The organism is Devosia sp. 63-57 (assembly GCF_001899045.1).
GTDB lineage: Bacteria > Pseudomonadota > Alphaproteobacteria > Rhizobiales > Devosiaceae > Devosia > Devosia equisanguinis.
This window is the reverse complement of sequence record NZ_MKUY01000005.1, coordinates 175070-193419: the sequence shown is the minus strand read 5'-3', so window position 1 is coordinate 193419 and position 18350 is coordinate 175070. Positions and strand designations below refer to the sequence as shown.

The following is an 18350-nucleotide window of genomic DNA, read 5'->3' as shown; positions in this document are numbered from 1 at the left end:
TCATTGGTGCTATGCGCCATGGGGGCAACAAAAGCGGGAGAGCTTGATCCCGATCAAAGGCATTCCGGCCTCGAGCCGGTACACCTGTGGCATGATCCCGAGCCCCGGAACCGCCATGTCCCCGACCACTGCGCAATTGATCGACCGCTATTCGACCGCGGTGCCGCGCTATACCAGCTATCCCACCGCGCCGCATTTCCATGCCGGGATCGATACCGCGACCTATGCCAACTGGCTCGCCGCGCTGCCCGAGGACGCAACGCTCTCGCTTTACCTGCACATTCCCTATTGCGACCGGCTCTGCTGGTTCTGCGGCTGCCACACCAAGCACACTTTGCGCTATGAACCGGTCGCCGATTACCTCAAGTCGCTGCATCGGGAAATCGACTGGGTGTCCCGGCAACTGGCCGGACGCGGTCGGGTCACCGCCATTCACCTGGGCGGTGGCTCGCCTACCCTGCTCACTCCCGCCGATCTCCTGGCGCTGAAGGCGCTGCTCGCCGAGCGCTTCACTATCGCCCCCGATGCCGAGATCAGCATCGAGATCGATCCCAATGATCTCGACGATGGCCGTTATGATGCCATGGCCGAATTCGGCCTGACGCGGGCGAGCCTGGGCGTGCAGGATTTCGATCCCGTGGTGCAAAAGGCCATCAACCGCATCCAGACCTTCGAGCAGACGGCGGCCGTGGTCGAGGCCATGCGCAGCCGCGGCGTGCGCTCGGTCAATCTCGACCTGCTCTATGGCCTGCCGTTCCAGACCGAGGCGGGCATTGCCCGCACCATCGAACAGGCGCTGTCGCTGCAGCCGGATCGGGCGGCGCTGTTCGGCTATGCCCATGTGCCCTGGATGAAGCCGCATCAGAAGCTGATCCACGATGCCAACCTGCCGGGTCGCCATGCCCGCTTTGCGCAGGCGCAGCTGGCCGCCAAGATGCTGGTGGCGGGCGGCATGGCGCCGATCGGCTTCGACCATTTCGCGCTGCCCGGTGACAGTCTGGCCCGTGCCGCCGCCACTGGACAGCTGCGCCGCAATTTCCAGGGCTATACGGATGATGCCGCCAATGCGCTGATCGGGCTGGGCGCCTCGGCCATCGGGCAATTGCCGCAGGGCTATGTGCAGAACATCACCGCCACCGGGGAATACCGCAAGGCCGTCGATGCCGGCTCCGGCGCCATTGCTCGGGGTGTCGCCCTGACCCAGGACGACCGGCTGCGCGGCCATGCCATCGAAACCCTGCTCTGCCATTTTGCCATCGGCCCCGCCGATCTCGCCACCTTCGGCGCGGCCGGAGCGGCGCTGCACGAGGAGCTCCTGGCCATGGCGCGGGTCGACAAGGATGGGTTGCTGGTGCTCGATGGCGAGACTGTCATCGTCACCGATGCCGGCCGCCCCTTCATCCGCACCATCGCCGCCCGGCTCGACGCCTATCTCGATCTCGGCACCGCCCGCCACTCCATCGCCGTCTAGGCGGCGGGGCGGGGGGTTGCCAGCCGTCCGGGCAGGCGCCATAGCTCGGCGATGATGCATGCCACGCCCTATGATGGTTCCTCGCGCCTGTTCCAGATCGGCACCAGGCCGCTGCCGCTTGAGGATTGGCTCGAGCCGGATGCGTGCCTTGCCGAGCAGCTGCGCGAAAAGGCCCGGCTGCAGGCACTGGGGACGCCTGATATCTTCGCCGAATTGCCGGAGAGCCGAGCGGCGCAGGCCGAACTTTTGGCCCTGTTGGTCGACTATCTGCCCGCCCGCTTTCCGCATCTGTGGCAGGCCACCGGCACCGGTCTGCGCATCCTGCCGCTCGATCAGGTGGTCGCCACCGAGGCCGAAGACGCCCCGCTCGCCGTGGCGGCAAAACTGGTGCAGGACGATCTGCTGCTGCTGCAACGCGGTGACGAAGGCTGGCGGCTGACTGCGGGCAGTCTCGCCTTTCCCTCGTCCTGGGTTTTGGCCGAAAAGCTCGGCAGGCAGCTCGACGCCATTCACGATCCGGTTCCCGGCTTCGGGCCGGGCACCCGTTCCGCCCAGATCATGGCGCGCATGTTCGACGCCACCCGTCCGGAAACGCCGATGATCCGCTGGAATTTTTCCCTTTATGGCGATGACCGGTTGCATCATCCCGACAGCCTCGGCCCCGGTATCCGGCGCTTTGGCCATGGGGACCGCGCCGATCCGGTCATCCTGCGCGTCGAGCGGCAGACCCTGCGCAAGCTGCCCGAGACCGGCGCCATGGCCTTTTCCATCCGCATCTCTACCGAAAGCCTCGACCAGCTCGCCAGCCGCCCTAACGCCCCCGCCATCGCGGCGGCGCTCATCGACCAGGTGCGCGCGCTGACGCCCGAACAGCTCGATTACAAGGGCCTGACGCTGGAAAAAGACCGTCTCCTCGCTCGTTTGACGGAGCTCGGCGGGTCCTAACCCTATATTGACCCGCGCGGGATAGACCTCGGCGCAGGCAGCGGCTATCCCGGCCCGATCATTTCCCGAACGCGCGAAGGTATTCATGACCGATTGGATCATCCAGACCATTTCAGAGCTTGGCTATGTCGGGATTTTCCTCGTCATGCTGGCCGAATCGTTGTTTCCCCCGATTCCGTCCGAGCTGATCATCCCCTTTGCCGGCTTTGCGGCGGCCAATGGCGATCTCAACCTGTTCGGCGTTCTGGCGACGGCGACGGTCGGCGCGGTGGTGGGCATGCTGCCCTGGTATTTCGCCGGTCGCTTTTTCGGGCTCGATCGGGTGCGCTGGCTGGCCGACAAGTTCGGCCGCTTCATGGCCTTCAATGCCGACGAGATCGACATTGCCGTCACCTGGTTCAAGCGCTATGGGCCGATCATCGTGCTGTTCGGCCGGCTGATCCCGCTCATTCGCACGCTGATCTCCATCCCCGCCGGCCTGTCGCGCATGCCGCTCTGGATCTTTGTTGTCGCCTCGACGCTTGGCGCGCTGATCTGGAATACCTTCCTGACCATGGCCGGCTTTATCCTGCATGAGCATTACCACGTCATCGAAGTGGTGCTCGATCCGCTGAGCTATGTGGTGCTGGGTCTGGTCGTGCTCATCTATCTCTACCGGGTCATCACCTGGAAACCGAGCAAGCCGCGCGATTAGATCATTTCAAACTGAGGTGGACTCTCAACTCTTTCGCCTCCCTCCCCCTTGAGGGGAGGGAATGAGGGCGGGGGTCCATCAGCATGTCACTGAACGACCCCCTCCCCGACCCTCCCCTGAAGGGGGAGGGGGCGATGGAGCCGCATCAACCAGAACGTGAAACGCTCTAGCAGTCCCTTGCAATTTGCGAGGCCTCTTGCATTCTGCAAGGCAAAGCGGTGCGCAAAATGCGAAACTTCATAAGGGCTTAACATTTGCCGCCCGGTTTGCCGCGCCCGTCGAACTGGCACGGTTCGTGCAATTGGGGGAGCGTCCGGAAGAGTAGTGCTGCGTACCGGGCGTCAGTCATTCGGGCCCTGCATACATTGACCTCGATGCAGGGCCCTGACATGTCCGCGGGCTGGCAGCCTTCAGCCCGCGCAAGACAGCGGGTCTTGTCGCCAGCGCAAGCCGCAAGGTCTTGTCGCCAGCGGACCCAGCGACTAGATAAGTCCCAGCTTTTTTCCGGAGACGCCCATGCGCGCCGTTCTCGATATCATCCTCATCCTCCTCCAGCTCTACTGGTGGGTGCTGCTCATCATGATCATTATGAGCTGGCTGATCTCGTTCAACGTCATCAATACGCGCAACCAGTTCGTCGCCGCCGTCTGGCGCGTGGTCAATCAGTTGACCGAGCCGGTGCTCAACCCCATCCGGCGCTTCATGCCCAATCTCTCGGGCCTCGACTTGAGCCCGCTGATCGCCTTCCTGCTGCTGTTCTTCATCCAGTCGATCATCGGTTATTACATCTATCCTGCCGTTGTCCGCGCCGGCATCTAGCTGGTTCCGGCCAACGCCGACCGGCCTCGTCCTCCATCTGCGCGTAACGCCCAATGCCGGGCGCGACGCCATAGATGGCGCAGAAATCCGTGACGACGGCAGCTGCGTGCTGCGGGTCCGCGTCAGTGCCGTGCCCGACAAGGGCAAGGCCAATGCCGCCGTCATCGTCCTGATGGCCAAGGCGCTTGGCACTGCCAAATCCACCATCAGCCTGGTAAGCGGCGACACCAGCCGGCAGAAAACGCTCGTCGTCTCCGGCGATGCCACGGTCCTCGCCGAACGCGCCATGGCCGTCGCAGGCGGTTGAACGGGCTCGGGCCTCCCCCCAAAACCCCCGCGACAAACCGTCACACTTTCCAATTGCTTAACCCAGCAATCCCGGTAAGCTCCTTGCTTGGAAGGGGCTCGACGGAGGACTGGCGGGGGCGCGGGCGTCACGATCCGAACCCAGCCGGTGCGGGCTCCTCGGAGGACACATTCGAGGGACTGGACTTATGGATTTGGCACTCTGGCTGATCGTCGCCTGTGGCGGTCTGTCTATCGTATACGGCATAGTCACTACCCAAGGCCTGTTGGCCGCCGATGCGGGCTCGGCGCGCATGCAGGAGATTTCGGCCGCGGTGCGCGAAGGCGCTTCGGCCTATCTCAAGCGGCAATACACCACGATCGGCATTGTCGGCGTCGTCATCCTCGTCGCCGCCTGGCTCTTGCTCGGGCCCTATGCGGCCATTGGCTTTCTGATCGGCGCGGTGCTTTCGGGCGCTGCCGGCTTTATCGGCATGAATGTGTCGGTGCGCGCCAATGTGCGCGTCGCCCAGGCGGCCGTCGGCTCGCTGGCCAAGGGCCTTGATCTGGCCTTCAAGTCCGGCGCCGTCACCGGCATGCTGGTGGCCGGCCTTGGCCTCCTCGGTGTCACGCTCTATTTCCTCGTGCTGCGCGGCATGGGTTTTGAGGCGACCAGCCGCACCGTCATCGATGCGCTGGTGGCCCTCAGCTTTGGTGCCTCGCTGATCTCCATCTTCGCGCGTCTCGGCGGTGGTATCTTCACCAAGGGCGCCGATGTCGGTGGCGACATGGTGGGCAAGGTCGAAGCCGGCATTCCCGAGGACGATCCGCGTAACCCCGCCACCATTGCCGACAATGTGGGCGACAATGTCGGCGATTGCGCCGGCATGGCGGCGGACCTCTTCGAAACCTATGTGGTCACCATCGTCGCCACCATGGTGCTGGCCGCCATCATCCTGCCCGAGCCGTTCCGGCTCATCGGCATGGTGCTGCCGCTGGCCATTGGCGGCGCCTGCGTCGTGACCTCGATCATTGGTACCTATTTCGTCAAGCTCGGCGCCGACAACAATATCATGGGTGCGCTCTACAAGGGCGTCATCGCCTCGGGCGTTCTGTCGCTGGTGGCGCTGTTACCGGTGCTATGGCTGATGTTCGGCGACATGAACGTTGCCATCGCCGCCAATGACAAGACCTTTACCCCCTGGCACCTGTTCTGGTGCGGCGTGGTCGGCCTCGTCATTACCGGGCTGATCATCGTCATCACCGAATATTATACCGGCACCAATCGCCGCCCGGTCAATTCCATCGCCGAGGCCTCGGTCACCGGCCATGGCACCAATGTCATCCAGGGCCTGGCGGTTTCGCTCGAATCCACCGCCCTGCCGGCGCTCACCATTATTGCCGGTATCATCGTCACCTATTCACTGGCGGGCCTGTTCGGCATCGCCTTTGCGGTGGCGACCATGCTGGCCATTGCCGGCATGATCGTGGCGCTCGACGCCTTCGGCCCGGTCACCGACAATGCCGGCGGTATCGCGGAAATGGCCGGGCTCGATGCTTCGGTGCGCCACAATACCGATGCGCTCGACGCCGTCGGCAATACCACCAAGGCCGTCACCAAGGGCTATGCCATCGGTTCGGCTGGTCTCGGGGCCCTGGTGCTGTTCGCCGCCTATACTCAGGACCTCATCTATTTCTCCGGCCTGCCCGATGCGCCGGCGATCTTCCAGGGCATGGGCACGCTCAGCTTCTCGCTGGCCGATCCCTATGTGGTGGTGGGCCTGTTGTTTGGCGGGCTTCTGCCCTTCCTTTTCGGCGGCATGTCGATGACGGCGGTGGGCCGCGCCGCGCAATCGGTGGTGGTGGAAGTGCGCCGCCAGTTCAAGGCCGATCCAGGCATCATGGCCGGCACGTCAAAGCCTGATTATGCGCGGGCCGTCGACATGCTGACCAAGGCGGCGATCAAGGAAATGATCATTCCTTCGCTGCTGCCGGTGCTCAGCCCCATCGTCGTCTTCTTCCTCATCAACTGGATCGCCGGCCCTGCCGCCGGCTTCTCGGCTCTCGGCGCCATGCTCATGGGCGTCATCGTCACCGGGCTCTTCGTCGCCATCTCGATGACGGCGGGCGGCGGCGCCTGGGACAATGCCAAGAAGAGCTTTGAGGACGGCTTTACCGACAGCCACGGCGTCACCCATCACAAGGGCAGCGACGCCCACAAGGCCTCCGTCACCGGCGACACCGTCGGCGACCCCTACAAGGACACGGCGGGCCCGGCCGTCAACCCGATGATCAAGATCACGAATATTGTGGCGCTCCTGCTGCTGGCAGTCCTGGCGCATCTGGGGTGACCAGACGTCGTCTGGGCTGAATGAAGAAAGCCCGGGGCGTAAGCTCCGGGCTTTTGTTCATTAAAGAACTCTCGACTTATGCCGGTCAAGGTGGGTGACTCAAGGATATGCAGGCGTTCGTTCACCCGATGGCGCGGGGCCAAGCCTGCAAATTTCAGTTCGATAGCTTGATCTGGTTTCGCTCACCGCGCGGTGCGTGTGTTGAACGTCACCTCGAAAATGTCGAACGCCCCCACCCTCACTCGTCGTGTAGCTGAAACGGGCGCATGATGGGTGTCCGTGCTGTGGGAGACAAACCATGCGGAAGCTGATTGCCGGCCTGTTTCATTCGGTCGATGGGGTGGTGCAGGACCCCTATAAATTCCAGTTCGACAGTTTTGATGACGGGCTGGGCCGGATGCTCACCTCCATCCAGGCGGAGACCGATACGGTGCTGATGGGTCGGGTCGGCTGGCAGGACTGGGCGGGCTATTGGCCCAATGCCACCCAGGACGGGGATTTTGCTGATTTCATCAATGCGGTGCCCAAACATGTGGCCTCGCATACCCTGTCTGCGGCCGATATGGCGGCCTGGTCCAATTCGCAGCTTATGACGGGTGAACTCGTCGACGTCGTGCGCGACCTCAAGGCGCAGAAGGGCGGCACCATTGCGGCCATGGGCGGCATTTCGCTGGTGCGTCAATTGCTGTTTGCCGGACTGATGGATGAGTTGAGCCTCATTACCCATCCGGTTGTGGCGGGCGCGGGCAGACACCTGTTCGAGCCCGGCGATCCCACCACAAGGCTCGAGCTCGTGCGTTGCGAGGTCACCGACAAGGGCAATGTGGTCCAAGTCTATCGCAAGCGCGCCGACTAGATGCAGCCGAGGAGACAAACCATGTCAGACCCTATGCGCATCAAGGGCATCTATGCCTGCATTGCCGTGTCCGATTTCGAGGCCGGTGTCGATTTCTACACTCGCCTGATGGGGCGTGAGCCCGATGACCGTCCCATGCCCGGCATGGTGCAGTGGCGGCGCGATGGTGGGCTGCAAATCTGGCACGATCCCGCCCATGCCGGACACAGCTGCAGCACCATTGTCGTCCATGCTATGCACACCGAACGGCAGCGGCTCGCGGCGGCGGGCATCGCGCTCGGCCCGGATGCGGTCGGCGATTGGGGCATTGTCGCCCAGATCGCCGATGCCGATGGCAACCAGATCACCCTGGCCGAACCGCCCAAGGGGTTTGTGGACTAGCGGTCGAGCGTGAAGGGCTCAAGGCCGAGGGTGACGATCTCAGCGCGGTAATTGATCGCGTCACAATCACCAGCCGTCGCCCTCGGGCCTGACCCGAGGGCTCTTTAGGGTGCTTCCCCTCTCCCCGCCCCCAAACGCAAAAAGGCCCCGGTGTCTCCACCGGGGCCCGTGTAATCAAAAGCCTAAAAGAATCAGGCCGACTTGGAGGCGCGGCTCATGCGCTTGCGGTCGTTCGGGTCGAGCCAGATCTTGCGCAGGCGGATCGACTTGGGTGTCACCTCGACATATTCGTCGTCGGCGATATAGCCGAGCGACTGTTCGAGCGTCAGCTTCTTGGGCGTGGTCAGGCGCACCGCTTCGTCCTTGGAGGTGGTGCGGATATTGGTGAGCTGCTTGCCCTTGAGCGCGTTCACTTCCAGGTCGTTTTCGCGGGAATGCTCGCCCACGATCATGCCTTCATAGATGTCCACGCCGGCATCGATCATGATCGGGCCGCGCTCTTCGAGGTTCCACAGGGCATAGGCCACCGACTGGCCGGTGCCGTTGGAGATCAGAACGCCGGTACGACGACCCGAGAGATCGCCCTTATAGGGCACGAAGGAGTGGAACAGGCGGTTGAAGATGGCGGTGCCGCGGGTGTCCGAGAGCAGTTCGGCCTGGTAGCCGATCAGCGAACGGGTCGGCACGAGCAGGCGGATACGGGTGCGGCCAACGCCCGAGGGGCGCATGTCGGTCAACTCACCCTTGCGCTCGGTCAGCTTCTGCACCACGGCGCCGGTATGTTCGTCATCGACGTCGATGATGACTTCCTCGACCGGCTCCATGCGCACGCCGTTCTCTTCCTTGAACAGCACTTTCGGGCGACCAATGGTCAGCTCAAAGCCTTCGCGGCGCATGTTTTCGATCAGCACGGCGAGCTGAAGTTCGCCACGGCCGGCCACGTCAAAACTGTCATTGTCGTCGCCGGGGGTGACGCGGATGGCCACATTGCCTTCGGCTTCGCGCATCAGGCGCTCGCGGATGACACGGGACTGCACCTTGTCGCCTTCGCGGCCGGCCAGCGGGCCGTCATTGATGCGGAAGGTGACCGACAGGGTCGGGGGGTCGATCGGCTTGGCGGCAATCGGCTCGCTGACCGAGGGCACGGCAATGGTGTCGGCCACGGTCGAGGTCTCGAGACCGGCAATGGCGACGATGTCGCCGGCTTCGCCGACTTCGATGGGATTGCGCTCGAGGCCACGGAAGGCCAGGACCTTGGAGATGCGGCCCTTTTCGACGATCTTGCCGTCGCGGTTCAAGGTGTGCACGGCGTCACCGGCCTTGACCGAACCCGAGGCGATGCGGCCGGTCAGGATGCGGCCGAGGAACGGGTTGCGCTCGATGGTGGTGACCAGCATGCGGAACGGGCCTTCTTCCACCTTGGGCTCGGGCACGTGTTCGATGACCTTGTCGAGCAGCGGCGCCAGGCTGTCGCGGGCGCCATCGGGCTCATTGGCCATCCAGCCGAGCTTGGCGGCGCCATAGAGCACCGGGAAGTCGAGCTGTTCGGACGTGGCGTCGAGGGCGACGAACAGGTCGAAGATTTCCTCGAGCACTTCCATGTGGCGCTCGTCGGACTTGTCGATCTTGTTGATGGCGACGATCGGGCGCAGGCCCTGGGCCAGCGCCTTGCCGAGCACGAATTTGGTCTGCGGCATCGGGCCTTCGGCCGCGTCCACCAGCAGCACCACGCCATCGACCATGGAGAGGATGCGCTCGACTTCACCGCCAAAGTCGGCGTGGCCGGGGGTGTCGACGATATTGATGCGGGTGTCGTTCCACATCAGCGAGGTCACCTTGGCGAGAATGGTGATGCCACGCTCGCGTTCGATGTCGTTGCTGTCCATGGCGCGCTCTTCGACGCGCTCGTTCTCGCGGAAGGAGCCGGATTGCTTGAGCAGCACGTCGATCAGCGTGGTCTTGCCATGGTCGACGTGGGCGATGATGGCGATATTTCGCAGGGCCATTAGGGTCCGCCTTGTTGGCACGATCCGCGAAACCGCCCCACGGGAGGAAACCTCTGGTGGGCTGGCCAGTACAAACCATGCAATATGATGTTGCCGGGCTCGCTCATGGCGGAGGTCCGGCAGGGTCGGGCGCTGCATATAGCAAGAGGCTCGATTTCACAAGGTTTCAATATGCAGGGCGGGTGTGCGGAGCGGGCCGAACCCGCTCCACGGTGGAATTATTGCAGCGTGTCGCGCACGGTCGGCTTCAGCATCAGGCCCGGCACTTCGGTGAACACCAGGTCTTCGCGGCCGAAATAGGCCTTCTGGTTGATGCCGCTCCAGTCATTGCAGGCAATCACATAGCTGTCCTTGTCCGCCAGGTCCTCAGGGGCGGCATAGAGGAAGTCGCCGGTGCGAGCGTCCAGGGCAATGTCGCCGTCCTGATTGACGCGGGCAAGAATGTCGCGGAGCGTGGCCGCATCCACCGTGGCGGTAACGATCTTGCCTTCGAAGCGCAGGATAGAATTGTATTCGTAAAGGCTGATGGGTGCCGCGGGAAAGCCGGTGCCGAACGAGGTGTGGCCGACAAAGCCGATATCGGCGCCTGCCGCCTTCGCCAGTACCTGCGCCACATAGCGCCCGGTTTCACCCAGGCTCATGGCCTCGGGTGCCGATCCGATGCTGGCTTTTTCCTCATCGGTCAAATGCTCATCCAGCACTGCGGCAATAGTCGCGGCAAGCTCGGCATCGCCAGCGCCGTCGCGGTCGATCACCACCTGCTGCAGCACCGGGGCGGTGCCGGCGGCAAGGCTTGCCAGCGTCATCAGGCTCGACCAGGAGCCGGTATGGACATAGCCCACATCGCCTTCGGCATGAGTGAGCACCAGATGGTCATGCCCGCCCACCAACAGGGTTCCGGCCGGCAACAAGGGCAGGATATCGCGATCGGCGACCACGCCGGCATGGCTGAGCACGATGCCGACCGTGCCCATGGCGAGAAGATCGACGACATTGGCCTTGGCCCATTCGACCGGGGCGGGGAGGATCAAGTGCTCGCGGCTGGCTTTCGGATAGGTATTGAGCGCGTCGGTGGCGATGCCGACCACCACCACCTGTGCGCCGCCGATCTCCAGCATGGCGTGGCTGGGGGCGTATTCGGCGCCGGTGCGGGAATCGAGGATGTTCGAGATCACCGAAATCCCAAGCGCATTGGCCTGGCTGACGAACTGGGCAAGGTCATTGTCGAAATCGGGCTCATGATTGCCGATATTGACGACCACCGGGGCCAGCGCTGCCAGCTTTTCAAGAAACTGCCAATCGGCCCGACCGGCCGAGCGGGCTGCAGCGACGTTGCCGAACTCGAAAATGTCACCGTTGATCAGGATCAGATTGGCGCCGCCTGCGATCTCGGCGGCGACGGCCGCCAGCACCTGAGGCAGCCGGTCATAGGCTGAATGCAGGTCGGAGAGCACCACGGCGCGGACCGCGGCCTGCTGGGCGAAGCTCACCGTGCCGGCCAGCGGCAGGGCGGCACTGGCCGCCATGAGCTGGATCAGGCGGCGGCGGGAAAGCGTCGATAAAAACATGTCGTGTCATACCTTTACGTCGAAACGCTCTGGCTCTTACCCGCCGCATGGCACAATCTTGTGACAGGCGGGCATGGCCCGCCAGCAGCCGGCTAGCGCAGCGAACGCGGCAGGTCGCCCGACTGCCACAGCCCCAGGCCAAAGCCATCGGGGTCCAGAAAGTCGGCGCTCCAGCCGCCCGGAGCTTCGGAAACCGGGGTGACGATGGTCACGCCCTTGCCGGCCAGCTCGGCCACGACGTCGTCAATGCCACCCTCGTCGAGTTCGAAGACAATGGCCGGCGTGTCGCCGCGCCGGCCCTCCTGCTGGAAGAAAATGAGGTCGGGGCCGGCGCCGATCCGGCCCTGCAGCCAGAACGGCTCAGCCCCTTCCATGCGCTCGAGCGCGATACCCAGCGTGCTGGTATAGAAGGCTTCGGTGCGGGCGATATCGGCGACATAAAAGACGATGCTGACGGCGCTAGGTTTGAAACTCATGTTTTCTTCTCCATTGGATTGGCAGCAACCAGTTGCCGCGCCGGCTGGTTTTGTGAGCGGCGGACCACAAAAATATGGCCATCGGGATCGTGGCTGGCAAATATGCCGCCATGGCGGGACAGCGCCTGGCGCAGAGCGATGCGCATGCGGCCATAGGCGAGATCGAGATTGAGCCCGACCATTTCCTCGGGCGCCGCCAACCCCCTGGCCGCCAGAAGCCGCCTGAGGCTTACCACGCGCTGGCGCAAGGCTGTGTCGGGAAGACGCAGGAGATAGGCGATTTCACGGCGATTGTGTCCGGTCAGGACCAAAGCCGCCAATGTATGCAAGGCGGGTGGCAGGTCCTTGAGGATGTCGGCGGGCGGCGCGGTTTCGCAGTCGGTTTGCGGCGGGACGGCCACTCCCGCCCAAGCATTTTCGCGCGCTCGCCGGCGCGTGGCGGTCCGCACATGCATGCGGGCGCGGTTGCGCACCACACCGCGCAGCCAGAACAGCGTCTTGTTATCTTCGAGATCGAACCGGCCAGCGGCAAAGGCCGCCATCAAGGCTTCCTGGACGATGTCTTCAGCATCGTGTCGCGCCCCGGCCCGGCGGGCGCTGGCGAGCAGCTGCGCAAGAGGGCGCGAGACCATGCCGGATCAGGAGGCCTTCTTGCTGGCCAGAGCCTTGCTGGCTTCCGAGTGCAGGAGGTTGGCGAGCGAAGCCGGTTGCAGCGGCGGGGAGAACAGGAAGCCCTGCACTTCGGAAACGCCCTGTTCGCGCACCATTGCCAATTGCTCTTCGGTTTCCACCCCCTCGGCGGTGGTCGACATGCCCAGCGATTGTCCGAGCCCGATGACGGCGCGAATAATGGCCTGGCTGTCATGCCGGGTGGTCAGGTCGCGCATGAAGGAGCGGTCGATCTTGATCTTGTCGAAAGGGAAGCTGCGCAGGTAGGACAGAGAGGAATAGCCGGTCCCGAAATCGTCCATGGAAATGCGCACGCCCATCGCGCGCAATTCGTGCAGCGCCTTGATGGTGCTCTCATTGTCGGTCAGGAGCAGGCTCTCGGTGATCTCGAGCTCGAGCCGGGTGGGATCGAGTTTGGCTTCGGCCAGTGCGGCGCGCACCTGACCCACCAGATCCTTGTTCCGGAACTGCACTGGCGAGAGATTTATGGCGACGCGCACATCGCCCGGCCAGCTGGCAGCAGCCTTGCATGCCTCGTGCAGCACCCATTCCCCGATCGATACGATCAGCCCGGTTTCCTCGGCCACCGGGATGAACTCCACGGGCGAGATGGTGCGATCGTCATGGTCCCAGCGCAGCAGGGCCTCGACGCAGGTCACCCGGTTTTCATGAAGGCCGAGCAATGGCTGGAACATCAGCCGCAATTCCTGGCGCTGCAAAGCGAGGCGCAATCCCGCCTCGATGGAGCGGCGTTGCTGCAGCTCGGCATCCATGCCGGTTTCGAAGAAATGATAGGTCGAGCGGCCTTCGGACTTGGCCTTGTAGAGCGCCAGATCGGCGTTCTTGACCAATTGGTCGGTGGTGATGCCGTCTCCCGGGCCCACGGCGATGCCGACGCTGGCGCCGATCTCGATCTGCTGGCCGGCAATGTTCATCGGGCTGCGCATGGCCCGAACGATACGGTCTGCGACCCTTGCCGCTGCGTCTATGCTGTCGATCGGGCGCAGGAGCATGGCGAATTCGTCGCCGCCCAGCCGCGCCAGGAGGTCGGTTTCGCGCGTCGTGCCCCAGAGGCGCACTGCCGCCTGCTTGATCACCTCGTCGCCCACCGCATGGCCCAGCGTGTCGTTGACCGCCTTGAAATGGTCGAGGTCGATATAGAGCACCGCCGCCATTTCCCCGCGCTGGAAGGCCGCTTCGGTCTTGGCCATCTGCTCGAGGAATTCGATGCGGTTGGGCAGGTCGGTCAGGGCATCGTGCCGCGCCAGATGTTGGATGCGGGCTTCGGCCTGGCGCTGCTCGGTAATGTCCTCATGGGTCGAAACCCAGCCGCCATCCTTCATCGGATGGTGCTGCATCAGAATGGTGCGGCCATTGAGCTCATGGATATTCTTGCCATATTCGCGCCGGGCGATGACGTCACGGCGCCAGGCGATATAGTCCTCGCGCGTGCCGCCGGCGCTCATGCCCATGTCGAACAGGTGACCGAGGATATCCTCGAGCTGCGTGCCGGGCTTGAGATAGTTCACCGGCAGGTTGTAGATGCGGGCATAGGGCTCGTTGCAGATCACCAGCCGGCCGCGCGCGTCCATCATGCACAGGCCGATGGAGATATTGTTCACCGCCGCGTCGAGCCGGATATTCTGCCGCTCCAACTCCAGCTTGCGTTTCTGCTGGCTTTCCGAGCGGGCGATCTCGTCGGTGATATCCTCGTGGGTCACCACCCAGCCCAGCCTCTCGGAATAGACATGGGCGGTTTCGATGATACGGCCGCCTGATACCATTTCCTGGCTCTTGTGACGCGAGCCGCTGCGATTGGCGAGGAGTTCTGCGGTATAGGCTTCGTAGAAGGCATCGGGGCTCTGCCCGGCATGGTTGCCCAGGCGCACCGACAGGTGCACGATATCCTCGAGCGTCATGCCCTTGTGGATGGCGTCTTCGGAAAAGCCATAGAAATCGCGATAGTGCTTGTTCCACATCTGCAGGCGGAACTGCGGTGACCATACGCAAAAGCCATAGGGAATGCTTTCGAGTGCCGCGTCGAGCAATAAGGTCTCGGCGACATCCGCAACATTGCCGGTATCCTTCGACCCCATTGGCCCCCCACAGTCCAAAGCCACGATCCGACGCTGGCCGGCAGGCTAGTCCTCGCCACTTAACGGCGAATTAAACGGGCCCGGAAAAGCCGTTACGACTGCCGGGACCGGGCGTCTATGCTCGAACGTCCAAGAACTGTCGTGGTGGGCGGCGACATCAGCAGGGCTTGCACATGGTTGGCGCCCTGTTCTGCGGTCAGTTTACCCATATCGAGCCGCAAATCATAGCGTTTGCTGTCATGCACCACCTGCTGCCAGCGCGCCACCGGCGCCGGTATGCCCGGGCCCGCTGCATAAAGCCCGTTCTGCGTATCGGCATTGCGCCGCGCCATGATGGTGTCGACATCGCAGTCGATGCCGATGAAATAGACCGCAAAGCCGGCCAGCGCCTCGGCCAGCATCGGTAGCGGGTCGAAGCCGGTGGCATAGTCGGTGTGAAGGCCCAGATCCGCTACCACGTCGAGCCCCGATGTCGCCATGCCGCTCAAAACCCCGAGATAGCGGCCGAACAGTTCAGGCAGGTTGGCCTCGAGATCGGGCCGCTCGCCGCCGGGCCTGAGGCCGATGCCGGGTAGAAGCTCAGGGGGCAGGGTGGCGTTGAAGGCATCGACGCCCCAGATGAGCCAGCTGCCGGACACGCGGGTTCGGATGGCCGCGGCGAGGCTGGATTTTCCCGCACGTGGCGCCCCATTGAGAATAACGATCCGGCCGGCCATGTGCGCTCCTCTGCCTGTTGCGCGCATGGGCTCCATTTTGTCCGCCGGCGTCAACCCATGCCCGGCGCAGAACCAGACAAAAAGAAGCCCGCTCCTGGGGGCAGGAACGGGCATGACTGACAGGTCAATTCTATTCAGGGGCGGCTGGCAGGAGCGCGTCTCAGTTTGGGGGCTCGGTCGGCACCCCTGCCAGCCACTGGAGGCAATGGTTGCAAGCTGACAGCGCAATAGGGCGTCAGAAAGGATGAATCGTGGCCGAAATGGGGTATTTGCGGCCCTTGCCTTCCCCCGCGAATGGGTCAATCATGACGTTGAAATGACAAGAGGTTGAGGGCCGCGTGCAGGGTCCGTCCGATGAAGTGCAGAACCGGCTGGCTCTGGTGCATGTGGGTGAACCGCAAGGCCAGACCCAGCGTCCCGTGCAGCCCGTCGTGGCCTTTGATCGCCGCGAACTGATGCAGATCCTGTCGGTCTATGGTCGCAAGGTCGGGGCCGGCGAATGGCGCGACTATGCCATGGACTTCCTGCGCGACCGGGCGCTGTTCTCCATCTATGCCCGCGTTTCCGAGCGCCCGCTCTTCGTCATTGAGAAAAACCCCAAACTGCGCGCCAAGCAGGGCCAGTACATGGTCACCAATCAACAGGGCCGCATCCTCAAACGCGGCCAGGACCTTGCTCAGGTCCTGCGCGTCCTCGACCCGGACCTCATCGTCGTCGGTTGATTTTTTGTTTTGCCGCTGGCTGGCCATCCCCCTGCGGGCAGGGCTGGGGTGGGGTGAGAGCCCAGGCGCCCATGGTTCCCCCCACCTACCAGCCGTCACCCTCGGGCGAAGACCCGGGGGCGGTCTGGTGGGCGGGACGCCGCGTGCCAACTGAAATTTGCGGCCTCCTCAAAAGGGTGGGATTGGGGGCTCTGAATGCTCCAGGTCCCCGAGCCCGGTCTAGCCCTGGGCCTTCTTGTTGCGCGCGGCATAGGTCTTGAGGCGCAGGCCGTTGAGGCGGATGAAGCCGGCGGCGTCCTTATGGTCATAGGCCACGGCGCCTTCCTCGAAGGTCACGAGATCCATCGAGTAGAGGCTATAGGGCGAGGTGCGGGCGATGACCGAGGCGGAGCCCTTGTAGAGCTTCACCGTCACTTCGCCGGCGACATATTCCTGGCTCTTGTCGATCAGCGCCTGCAACATTTCGCGCTCGGGCGCATACCAGAAGCCGTTATAGATCAGCTCGGCATATTTGGGCATCAGCTCGTCCTTGAGGTGAGCTTCGCCACGGTCCAGGGTGATCGATTCGATCCCGCGATGGGCCACCAGCATGATTGTACCGCCGGGGGTCTCGTAGAGGCCGCGCGACTTCATGCCGACAAAGCGGTTTTCGACGAGGTCGAGCCGGCCGACGCCATGCTTGCCGCCCAGTTCGTTCAGCTTGGTCAGCAGCGCCGCCGGCGACAGGCGTTCGCCATTGACCGAGACCGGGTCGCCCTTTTCATAGCCGATGGTGACGATTTCGGGCTCGTTGGGGGCCTTTTCCGGATCGACGGTGCGCTGTGGCACGTAATCGGGATAGGGCACGGCGGGGTCTTCCAGCACCATGCCTTCGGACGAAGTGTGCAGGAGATTGGCGTCGACCGAGAACGGAGCCTCGCCGCGCTTGTCCTTGGCAATCGGGATCTGGTTGGCTTCGGCATAGGCCAGAAGCGCGGTGCGCGAGCGCAGGTCCCATTCGCGCCACGGCGCGATGACCTTGATGGCGGGGTCAAGCGCATTGGCGGTCAGCTCGAACCGCACCTGGTCATTGCCCTTGCCGGTGGCGCCATGGGAAATGGCATCGGCGCCGGTTTCATGGGCGATTTCGACCAGCCGCTTGGCGATCAGCGGGCGGGCGATTGATGTGCCGAGGAGATACTGGCCTTCATAAACGGTATTGGCGCGGAACATCGGGAAGACGAAATCCCTGACGAATTCCTCGCGCAGGTCCTCGATATAGATATCCTTGATGCCGAACATCTCGGCTTTCTTGCGCGCCGGCTCCAGCTCCTCGCCCTGGCCGAGATCGGCGGTGAAGGTCACCACCTCGCAGTCATAGGTTTCCTTGAGCCATTTGAGGATGATGGAGGTGTCCAGGCCCCCGGAATAGGCCAGCACGACCTTCTTGATTTCGTTCGCCATTGGTTGGTCCCCGCGAAAAATGATGATGACAGGATAATCCAGTTCTATCGCAACAAACTTGCCAATATCGCAAGCATGGCGCAAAGTTTGGCATGATCTGCCAATTTCGGGTCGATGGGGCGCATTTCATGTCAGAAAATCTCGATGCCATCGATCGTCGCATCCTGCGCGAATTGCAGCGCAATGGCCGCATGTCCAATGTCGAACTGGCCAATGCGGTGGGCCTGTCGCCCTCGCCGTGTCTGCGGCGGGTGAAACTGCTCGAGGAAAAGGGCGTCATCGACGGCTATGTCGCCGTACTCAACGGGCCGAAACTGGGCCTAGGCCTCACGGTCTTTGCCCGCATCTGGTTCAAGACCCAGGATGCGGAAACGACCAATCAGTTTGCCGAGACGGTGCGCAACTATCCCGAAGTGGCCGAGTGTTATCTCACCACCGGGGAGTGCGATGCGATCATGCGCGTGGTCACCACGGATCTGCATGCCTATTGGCGCTTCCAGTCCGACCATCTCATGCGCATCCCCTCCGTGCAGTCGGTCAAGACCGACGTGCCGATGGAAACCATCAAGGCCGGCCAGCAATTGCCGCTTTAGAGCATTTCACGGTCTTGTTGATGCAGCTCTATTTCCCCCTTCTCCCTCAAGGCAGGGCTATCGCAGATGGCGAATTGGCACCGGGCTCTCATCCCCCACCCCAACCCTCCCCCTGAAAAAGGGGGAGGGAGCCCGGTCCGTGCATTTGGCTAGACTTTGCCCACGACGCGATCCAGCTCCGCCCCCTTCTTCAGGGGGAGGTTGGGAGGGGGTGTGCAGCACGCTCAAACCCATATGCGATAGCCCCGCCCTTGAGGGG

The 18350-nt window shown here is 63.3% G+C and carries 17 protein-coding genes; 10 read left to right on the top strand and 7 right to left on the bottom strand.

Features of this window, described 5'->3' with window-relative positions; genetic code table 11:
• Positions 1 to 115: 115 nt before the first annotated feature.
• The 8 genes from hemN to BGO80_RS09135 all read left to right on the top strand — a co-directional run bounded on the left by hemN (position 116) and on the right by BGO80_RS09135 (position 7802).
• Complete coding sequence (gene hemN / locus BGO80_RS09170; RefSeq protein ID WP_286721034.1) at positions 116 to 1471, top strand: oxygen-independent coproporphyrinogen III oxidase; 1356 nt, start codon at positions 116 to 118, stop codon at positions 1469 to 1471.
• A gap of 51 nt (positions 1472 to 1522) precedes the next feature.
• Entirely contained in the window at positions 1523 to 2416 is an 894-nt protein-coding gene (locus BGO80_RS09165; protein ID WP_286721032.1) for a heme-dependent oxidative N-demethylase family protein, read from the top strand.
• 85 nt (positions 2417 to 2501) lie between these two features.
• Positions 2502 to 3110, top strand: a complete 609-nt coding sequence (locus BGO80_RS09160) for a DedA family protein (RefSeq protein WP_286721030.1) — start codon at positions 2502 to 2504, stop codon at positions 3108 to 3110.
• Between the two features lie 516 nt (positions 3111 to 3626).
• The gene (locus BGO80_RS09155; protein ID WP_126150966.1) at positions 3627 to 3929 is read left to right on the top strand and encodes a YggT family protein; all 303 of its coding nucleotides are present in this window, start codon (positions 3627 to 3629) and stop codon (positions 3927 to 3929) included.
• On the top strand, positions 3910 to 4236 hold the full coding sequence (locus BGO80_RS09150; protein ID WP_286721029.1) for a DUF167 family protein: 327 nt from the start codon (positions 3910 to 3912) through the stop codon (positions 4234 to 4236). The genes BGO80_RS09155 and BGO80_RS09150 overlap by 20 nt, the downstream gene beginning before the upstream one ends.
• 187 nt (positions 4237 to 4423) lie before the next feature.
• A complete protein-coding gene (locus BGO80_RS09145) occupies positions 4424 to 6565 on the top strand; it encodes a sodium-translocating pyrophosphatase (RefSeq protein WP_126150964.1) in 2142 nt (713 codons plus the stop codon).
• A gap of 298 nt (positions 6566 to 6863) precedes the next feature.
• The gene (locus BGO80_RS09140; RefSeq protein ID WP_286721026.1) at positions 6864 to 7421 is read left to right on the top strand and encodes a dihydrofolate reductase family protein; all 558 of its coding nucleotides are present in this window, start codon (positions 6864 to 6866) and stop codon (positions 7419 to 7421) included.
• Positions 7422 to 7442: 21 nt separating this feature from the next.
• A complete protein-coding gene (locus tag BGO80_RS09135; protein WP_286721024.1) occupies positions 7443 to 7802 on the top strand; it encodes a VOC family protein in 360 nt (119 codons plus the stop codon).
• Positions 7803 to 7993: 191 nt separating this feature from the next.
• On the opposite strand, the gene typA is transcribed toward BGO80_RS09135, so the two are convergent.
• The 6 genes from typA to BGO80_RS09105 all read right to left on the bottom strand — a co-directional run bounded on the left by typA (position 7994) and on the right by BGO80_RS09105 (position 15333).
• Entirely contained in the window at positions 7994 to 9808 is a 1815-nt protein-coding gene (typA, locus tag BGO80_RS09130) for a translational GTPase TypA (RefSeq protein WP_126150961.1), read from the bottom strand.
• A gap of 218 nt (positions 9809 to 10026) precedes the next feature.
• Complete coding sequence (locus BGO80_RS09125) at positions 10027 to 11376, bottom strand: metallophosphoesterase (protein WP_286721023.1); 1350 nt, start codon at positions 11374 to 11376, stop codon at positions 10027 to 10029.
• A gap of 92 nt (positions 11377 to 11468) precedes the next feature.
• Positions 11469 to 11852 (bottom strand): VOC family protein, encoded by a 384-nt coding sequence (locus BGO80_RS09120; RefSeq protein WP_286721021.1) that lies wholly within the window; start codon positions 11850 to 11852, stop codon positions 11469 to 11471.
• Positions 11849 to 12484, bottom strand: coding sequence for an RNA polymerase sigma factor (locus BGO80_RS09115; protein WP_286721020.1), 636 nt, complete (start codon positions 12482 to 12484; stop codon positions 11849 to 11851). The genes BGO80_RS09120 and BGO80_RS09115 overlap by 4 nt, the downstream gene beginning before the upstream one ends.
• 6 nt (positions 12485 to 12490) lie before the next feature.
• A complete protein-coding gene (locus BGO80_RS09110) occupies positions 12491 to 14617 on the bottom strand; it encodes a sensor domain-containing protein (RefSeq protein ID WP_286721019.1) in 2127 nt (708 codons plus the stop codon).
• 92 nt (positions 14618 to 14709) lie between these two features.
• Positions 14710 to 15333 carry a phosphotransferase-like protein gene (locus BGO80_RS09105; protein WP_286721017.1) on the bottom strand — a complete coding sequence of 208 codons (624 nt, stop codon included), beginning with the start codon at positions 15331 to 15333 and terminating at the stop codon, positions 14710 to 14712.
• A gap of 371 nt (positions 15334 to 15704) precedes the next feature.
• Here BGO80_RS09105 and BGO80_RS09100 point away from each other — a divergent pair, with 371 nt between their 5' ends.
• Positions 15705 to 16055: a DUF2794 domain-containing protein gene (locus BGO80_RS09100; protein ID WP_286722994.1), complete on the top strand. Its 351-nt coding sequence runs from the start codon at positions 15705 to 15707 to the stop codon at positions 16053 to 16055.
• A gap of 219 nt (positions 16056 to 16274) precedes the next feature.
• On the opposite strand, the gene BGO80_RS09095 is transcribed toward BGO80_RS09100, so the two are convergent.
• Positions 16275 to 17498, bottom strand: a complete 1224-nt coding sequence (locus tag BGO80_RS09095; protein ID WP_286721015.1) for an argininosuccinate synthase — start codon at positions 17496 to 17498, stop codon at positions 16275 to 16277.
• A gap of 128 nt (positions 17499 to 17626) precedes the next feature.
• Here BGO80_RS09095 and BGO80_RS09090 point away from each other — a divergent pair, with 128 nt between their 5' ends.
• Entirely contained in the window at positions 17627 to 18091 is a 465-nt protein-coding gene (locus BGO80_RS09090) for an Lrp/AsnC family transcriptional regulator (protein WP_286721013.1), read from the top strand.
• Positions 18092 to 18350: the final 259 nt, after the last annotated feature.

What these genes read in the sequence shown, in the direction of transcription:
- BGO80_RS09090 (WP_286721013.1), top strand. Translation starts at nt 17,627, where the DNA reads ATGTCAGAAAATCTCGATGCCATCGATCGTCGCATCCTGCGCGAATTG.
- BGO80_RS09110 (WP_286721019.1), bottom strand. Translation starts at nt 14,617, where the DNA reads ATGGGGTCGAAGGATACCGGCAATGTTGCGGATGTCGCCGAGACCTTA.
- BGO80_RS09125 (WP_286721023.1), bottom strand. Translation starts at nt 11,376, where the DNA reads ATGTTTTTATCGACGCTTTCCCGCCGCCGCCTGATCCAGCTCATGGCG.
- BGO80_RS09155 (WP_126150966.1), top strand. Translation starts at nt 3,627, where the DNA reads ATGCGCGCCGTTCTCGATATCATCCTCATCCTCCTCCAGCTCTACTGG.
- BGO80_RS09145 (WP_126150964.1), top strand. Translation starts at nt 4,424, where the DNA reads ATGGATTTGGCACTCTGGCTGATCGTCGCCTGTGGCGGTCTGTCTATC.
- BGO80_RS09095 (WP_286721015.1), bottom strand. Translation starts at nt 17,498, where the DNA reads ATGGCGAACGAAATCAAGAAGGTCGTGCTGGCCTATTCCGGGGGCCTG.
- BGO80_RS09140 (WP_286721026.1), top strand. Translation starts at nt 6,864, where the DNA reads ATGCGGAAGCTGATTGCCGGCCTGTTTCATTCGGTCGATGGGGTGGTG.
- BGO80_RS09120 (WP_286721021.1), bottom strand. Translation starts at nt 11,852, where the DNA reads ATGAGTTTCAAACCTAGCGCCGTCAGCATCGTCTTTTATGTCGCCGAT.
- BGO80_RS09105 (WP_286721017.1), bottom strand. Translation starts at nt 15,333, where the DNA reads ATGGCCGGCCGGATCGTTATTCTCAATGGGGCGCCACGTGCGGGAAAA.
- BGO80_RS09160 (WP_286721030.1), top strand. Translation starts at nt 2,502, where the DNA reads ATGACCGATTGGATCATCCAGACCATTTCAGAGCTTGGCTATGTCGGG.
- BGO80_RS09165 (WP_286721032.1), top strand. Translation starts at nt 1,523, where the DNA reads ATGATGCATGCCACGCCCTATGATGGTTCCTCGCGCCTGTTCCAGATC.
- BGO80_RS09135 (WP_286721024.1), top strand. Translation starts at nt 7,443, where the DNA reads ATGTCAGACCCTATGCGCATCAAGGGCATCTATGCCTGCATTGCCGTG.
- typA (WP_126150961.1), bottom strand. Translation starts at nt 9,808, where the DNA reads ATGGCCCTGCGAAATATCGCCATCATCGCCCACGTCGACCATGGCAAG.
- hemN (WP_286721034.1), top strand. Translation starts at nt 116, where the DNA reads ATGTCCCCGACCACTGCGCAATTGATCGACCGCTATTCGACCGCGGTG.
- BGO80_RS09115 (WP_286721020.1), bottom strand. Translation starts at nt 12,484, where the DNA reads ATGGTCTCGCGCCCTCTTGCGCAGCTGCTCGCCAGCGCCCGCCGGGCC.